The organism is Pseudomonas rubra (assembly GCF_028656935.1).
GTDB lineage: Bacteria > Pseudomonadota > Gammaproteobacteria > Pseudomonadales > Pseudomonadaceae > Aquipseudomonas > Aquipseudomonas rubra.
In genome coordinates this window covers 1-5,073 of sequence record NZ_JAMDGZ010000046.1, presented here as the reverse complement: position 1 = coordinate 5,073, position 5,073 = coordinate 1, and the positions used below count along the sequence as shown (strand labels likewise).

Here is a 5,073-nt window from a genome sequence, read left to right as displayed (position 1 = left end):
TCTGTGCTGACTTTCAGCACAGGTCAGATGATCTGTGCTGACTTGATCGGAGAATCCTTAAAGACAGGAAAGTTGCTGGGTTATTCATGGTATTACTCCAGGTAAGGCGGGAAGTTCGCCTAGTGAAAGCTAGGCACGTTCTGGAGGGTGTGTATACTGACAAAACTATCAGGTGAAGGGCGACGCATTCTTGATAGCACAGCTGAAAGTTGATGCAGCTGATATTTTTGACGGTGATTTCTATGGAGTTTCCGCCAGCGCCCCTCGCAGTTTGAAATTGCGAAGAGTTCTGGTTTTTAGGGGAACTCCGATCAACTCAGAACAGCCTAATGGACCTGTGCTGAAATAGCCCGCCGTTCAGCCACCGTCGACAAGCCCCCAATAAATCAAATGAGCGTTTCCGATTTCGAGTGCGCCGGTAAACGCAAGCAGACTCGCCGTGTACGTTTCCTGGCCGAGATGGAAAAAGTCATGCCTTGGAGCATTGATCGAGCCACATTATCCAAAGGCGTGTGCGGGCCAAGAAAGGGATGGCAGAGCCAGCGGGCCACACGTTAGGAAGGCGTCGGGGTGGGCTCACGACGAAAACTCATATGGACTACGACATCTGGGGCTGTGCCACTGCATTTCACGCTTTCAGGCGGCCAAGCCAGCGAGATTTCGCACGCGCAAAAACTATTGAGTGGAACCTTTGTCGCGCCATGAAGTGAAAGCCGAACCTAGCATTTTTGTCAGTTGTGTATTGCTTTTCAGAGTGATAAAAAATACATGTGAGCTGGCAGTAAAGTATTGAGTTAGCGGTCGGGCTTGTGTCTGTCAGGTCTAGGTGTTAGGTATCGATTTTTTGTATGTCTTGTGCAACGAATCAACAGTAATAAGGAGAGCGCTAAATGCTTTATAATATATTGACTAATCAACCTAATGCTGGTCAGTTTTTCGTGGATCCTTCAGGTGAGCTTCTAAATTGTGTTATCCTTGGGCTGTGGGCGAAGTGTCCAGATAAGTATCCGTACTTTACTGTCGGTGAAGAATTATTTATTGACCCCGCTTGGTTGAATCAGTTTGGCCATCTGTTACCCAATGGTGGCACTGGCACTGGCACTGGCACTGGCGGTACGGGTACTGGCGGTACTGGCGGTACGGGTACTGGTGGTACTGGTGGTACTGGCACTGGCACATATGCTTTGCTGAAAGCACTTAACCTCTATGTATCATTCCGTGCCTCAGATGGTCCCTTTGACCTTAAGATTTGGGGGGCGACAAAACGTATAAAGGATGTGCAGATCAAGTCGGCCAAAGATCGTAATTGGTGCTCGCATACGCTATCGTTTAAAGTTGCAAAGAGCGTACTCAGAGACTATGCAGTGGTGTATGCGGCGTATCAGGAACACAGGTCGAATGGCGAGATGTTCTTTCGCCTATTGACCCCCGTCAGCTTTACGAAAACCGGTGATGCTGAGTTTCCTTTGGAGGTCGAGATCACCTTCGCTTTCAGTATAAATGCCGCTCACTTGAACGATTATCCACTGTGCACGATGCTGCATATCGCCCTTGCAGAGGAGGGGGATGAGACCTGCTGCTGCGATGACTCGGATGATACCGAGTGGCAAGCGGTTTATTCGTCCGAGTACGATAATCGCCTGTGGAAAATTTTTCCGTTTGGGCCAGAGGCGCAAGAGCATGTCAGTGACGAGGACAGCGCTCGGGTAATCGTGCTCAAGGACGGTGATGGGCATATCTTCAATAATGAAATCAACTTTGTTTCGGGTGAAAAGTACCGGCTGACATTTTTTGCCCGTGATCGCGAATACAAAGGGAGTTCCTTCTTGACCGTGGGGGTGGGGGTGGGCGTTCGAACAGCACCGGCGATTGAAATAACCGGAGACTGGAAAGATGAACCGTACACCGTTGTGTTTACTGTTCCTGATGGCGTTGAATCGAAGCTGCAGATTATGAGTAATCGGGTTTCTGACGGTGGCGCTGAGGTGAAGAAAATCGTCCTGGAAAGGGCTGTTTGATGTTGCGATAAAGCATAGCGGTTAAATTGGACCGGTGGGAGCGGCCTTGCCAGCGATTGAGTGTTGGTCAGCGACATGGCTCAGAAGTACCCACCATCAGGTCACCACCACCCCAACCTTACCCGCCCCCAAACTCCCATACCCCACCCGCGGCACCCCTGCCAACCGCTGCTCCACCAACGCCTTCAGCGACTCCCCCGTACCCAAATAAGCATCACCAAAATCATGCCCGCCCAATGCACTGGGATGTGCCACCAGTTCCAATATGCCATTGTCCGGAACCAACCCCGCACGCAGGTCGACCGGGGTGCAGACGTAGTCGGCAGTCACCCCGCACAACTGCTTGATACGCCGGTTGAGCAACGCCTTGAACACCCGCTTGGCCGGGTTGATGTTGTGCCCCAGGTTGCGTGCCAGGCGCACCGGCACGCCTTCGCGGGCGGCAAAGCGGGCGACGATTTCGCCAATCGGCCAGATGTTGTGTACGTGCTGGTGCGAGTCCAGGTGGCTGGGCATCAAACCCTGGTTCAGGCAGTGCTGCCATTGGGCGTGCAGTTCTTGCTCGATGGCTTCGCGCTCGGCCGGACGCAGGCGCAGGGTGCGGCGCTTGAGGCGCAGGTCGAATTCGCCGCTGGGCGTGCACAGGCGTGGTTGTTGGCCTATGGCTTCGCTCAGGGGCCGGCCGTAGGTGAGGTTGAAGTGCAAGCCGATGCGCCCGTGCAAGGCTGGCAGTTGCGCCAGGCTGCAGGCGGCGTTGAAGGCCGGCATGTTGGCCATGGCGGTGGCCGAGCTGATCAGCCCGGCCTGGAAGCCATGGAGGATCACCGCGTTGGTATGGGCGCTGAGGCCGAAGTCGTCAGCGTTGACTATGACCAGGGAGGGCATCCACGTTCTCCTGCTTGGGTGTCGGTTCGGCGCCGGGCGCCGGTGTTGGTGTGCGCAAACGTTGCAGCTGCGGCTTGAAGCGGCGCCACAAGCGCAAGGCCAGGCCCAGGGCGAGGCCACTGGGGCGCCAGCTGTAGAAGCTCAGGCGCTGGTGCTCGAGCTGGCCGCTCATGCGTTCATGCAATTGGTGGCTGGAGTTGTTCAGGCTGACCCGCGAGGCATCGATCCACTCCCAGCCGTCGTCCAGGCCCCAGTGAATCCATTCTTCGAGCAGCACCCGGCCACTGCCCAGGTCTGCGTAGGCGGACATGAAGGCCAGGTTGTAGTCGTAGACCCGGCCCCGCTCGTACAGGCCCAGGCGGTAACTGATGCAGCGGCCGCCCAGTTCCAGCAGCACCAGGCGCACCAGGCCGCGTTCGGCCAGGGCGCTGAAGGCCTGGTACATCCACTGTTGGCGATGGGCGCCGGAGAAGATGCCGACTTCGTCATCGCCTTTCCAGCTCAACGCTTCGACCTCGGCCACGGCATCGAGCAGGGCATGGATGTTTTCGCCATCGGCCACCACCCGGCGTACCTGGGCACCGCAGGCGTTTATGCGCTTGCGTGCGCGGCGCAGTTTGTAACGCGCATCGCCGCTGATTTCCTCGCGGTCTTGGGCGACGATGCGGTGCACCGGCACCCGGCAACTCAGGCGTTGTTCATAGGTCGAACTGCGCTGCGTCCAACGCTGTAACAGGCTGTGTGCGCTCGCATCCGCCGGCACTTCATCCAGTTGCAGCAGGGCGTGGGGCAACTGCTTGCGGATGGCGCGCAACACCTGGGCATCGGCGCCACTGGGCAGGTCGCAGAGCAAGGCGATGCGGTCGCTCAGCGGGTAGCCCAGGTGGCGCACCACTTGCACCTTGAGCGGGCCGAAGCGCTCGCGGGCGCGCACCAGCGCCAGGCACAGGCACAACCGGCCCTGATCGCGGCCGACCAGCACCTGCAACTGCTGATCGGCGCTCAGCGCCGCTTCGGCCGCCTGCAGCCAGACCAGGTGGTTGAACGGCGTGCTGTCGGTCAGTTGCTGGCGCAGTTGCTCGTACTCGGCGGCGGGGAAGTCCGCCGCCGCAAGCGACGGGTACCACTGCAGGTCTAGGCTCATGGGCTCAGGTCACCGTGGCCGGGGCCGGGCTGGCTTCTGGTTTGCGCAAGGGTTCCAGGCGCGAGGCGCTGTAGCGGGTCTCGCGGTAGAACTTCCAGCGCCCGAACAGGCAGTACACGTGCATGACCCGCCCTTGTTCCTGATAGCCCATGCGCAGGTGCAGCTTGAGCGCCGGGATGTTGTGGCTCTCGCAGACATCCACCACGGTGTCGCAGCCCTGGGCGGCCATGGCCTTCCACAGCTCCAGTTGCAGGTCGACCGAAAGCTCCGTGCCCCAATACTTGCGCGTTAGCTCGCCGCCGAACTCGAAGAATTGCCCAGGCCCCACCGGGAACCAGCAGCCGTAGAAGTGGCGGTCGTGGTAATTGCGCGGGCTGCCCCAGATAAACGCCACCACATCGCCGGCGTCATCGAGGAACATCAGCCCGGTGTGGCCTTCGGCGGCCAGCTCGCGCATGGTCTCGATGCGGTCGCCAAAGTGCTTGGCGAAGGCCCGCACATTGTTGACGGTGATGGTCTCGACCCGCAGTGGCGGGTAGGGTTTGAGTTTGTGCGGTGGCACGGGGCTGACCAGGTCGCGCTCCATCCACAGCAGTTCCCAGTGGTAGAACAGGTACCGTTTGACGCCTGCGTTGAGGGTATTGCGCAGTCCCTTGCGCTTTATACGGTCCTGGATTTTGCTCAAAGCACTCATGGTGCCTCCTGTTTCGGCCAGGTGAGGTGCGCGCTCATGACGCGCTCCAGGTCAGGGCAAACAGGGTTTGCCCTGGTAATTGAAAATGGATACAGCCCCAACACGAGCTCTCGCCATGCACCAAGGCTAACAACGCCGCTCCCGCAGGCCATGGCACATTTGTTGCAACGTGCCATGGTCTGTGAGGGCGGCGATGGTAGCCTTGGTGCAAGGCGAGAGGGTGTGTTGAGGCTGATTTCAGTGGGAGCGGGCTTGCCCCGCGATGACGGCTGCAGATTGTGTGATGGCTGCCAGGTGCTTGCCTTGAGGCTTGTGGCGCTCTTGAGATCGAG

The 5,073-nt window shown here is 58.4% G+C and carries 4 protein-coding genes and 2 pseudogenes; 3 read left to right on the top strand and 3 right to left on the bottom strand.

Features of this window, described 5'->3' with window-relative positions:
• Positions 1 to 381 precede the first annotated feature (381 nt).
• From M5G17_RS19740 to M5G17_RS19730, 3 genes and pseudogenes are all read left to right on the top strand, one after another.
• A pseudogene (locus tag M5G17_RS19740) lies at positions 382 to 523 on the top strand (IS5/IS1182 family transposase); the annotation flags it as partial.
• Positions 522 to 696, top strand: a pseudogene (locus M5G17_RS19735) (IS5/IS1182 family transposase); the annotation flags it as partial. The pseudogenes M5G17_RS19740 and M5G17_RS19735, both read left to right, overlap by 2 nt.
• 194 nt (positions 697 to 890) lie before the next feature.
• Entirely contained in the window at positions 891 to 2,018 is a 1,128-nt protein-coding gene (locus tag M5G17_RS19730) for a hypothetical protein (RefSeq protein ID WP_273894596.1), read from the top strand.
• Between the two features lie 96 nt (positions 2,019 to 2,114).
• Here the strand turns inward: M5G17_RS19730 and M5G17_RS19725 are convergent, their stop codons facing one another.
• Genes M5G17_RS19725 through M5G17_RS19715 form a run of 3 tightly spaced genes read right to left on the bottom strand, consistent with a single transcriptional unit; the run spans position 2,115 to position 4,741 of the window.
• Positions 2,115 to 2,903: a ChbG/HpnK family deacetylase gene (locus M5G17_RS19725; protein ID WP_273894595.1), complete on the bottom strand. Its 789-nt coding sequence runs from the start codon at positions 2,901 to 2,903 to the stop codon at positions 2,115 to 2,117.
• Positions 2,875 to 4,047, bottom strand: a complete 1,173-nt coding sequence (locus M5G17_RS19720; RefSeq protein ID WP_273894594.1) for a GNAT family N-acetyltransferase — start codon at positions 4,045 to 4,047, stop codon at positions 2,875 to 2,877. The genes M5G17_RS19725 and M5G17_RS19720 overlap by 29 nt, the downstream gene beginning before the upstream one ends.
• A 4-nt stretch (positions 4,048 to 4,051) precedes the next feature.
• Positions 4,052 to 4,741, bottom strand: coding sequence for a GNAT family N-acetyltransferase (locus M5G17_RS19715; protein WP_273894593.1), 690 nt, complete (start codon positions 4,739 to 4,741; stop codon positions 4,052 to 4,054).
• Positions 4,742 to 5,073: the final 332 nt, after the last annotated feature.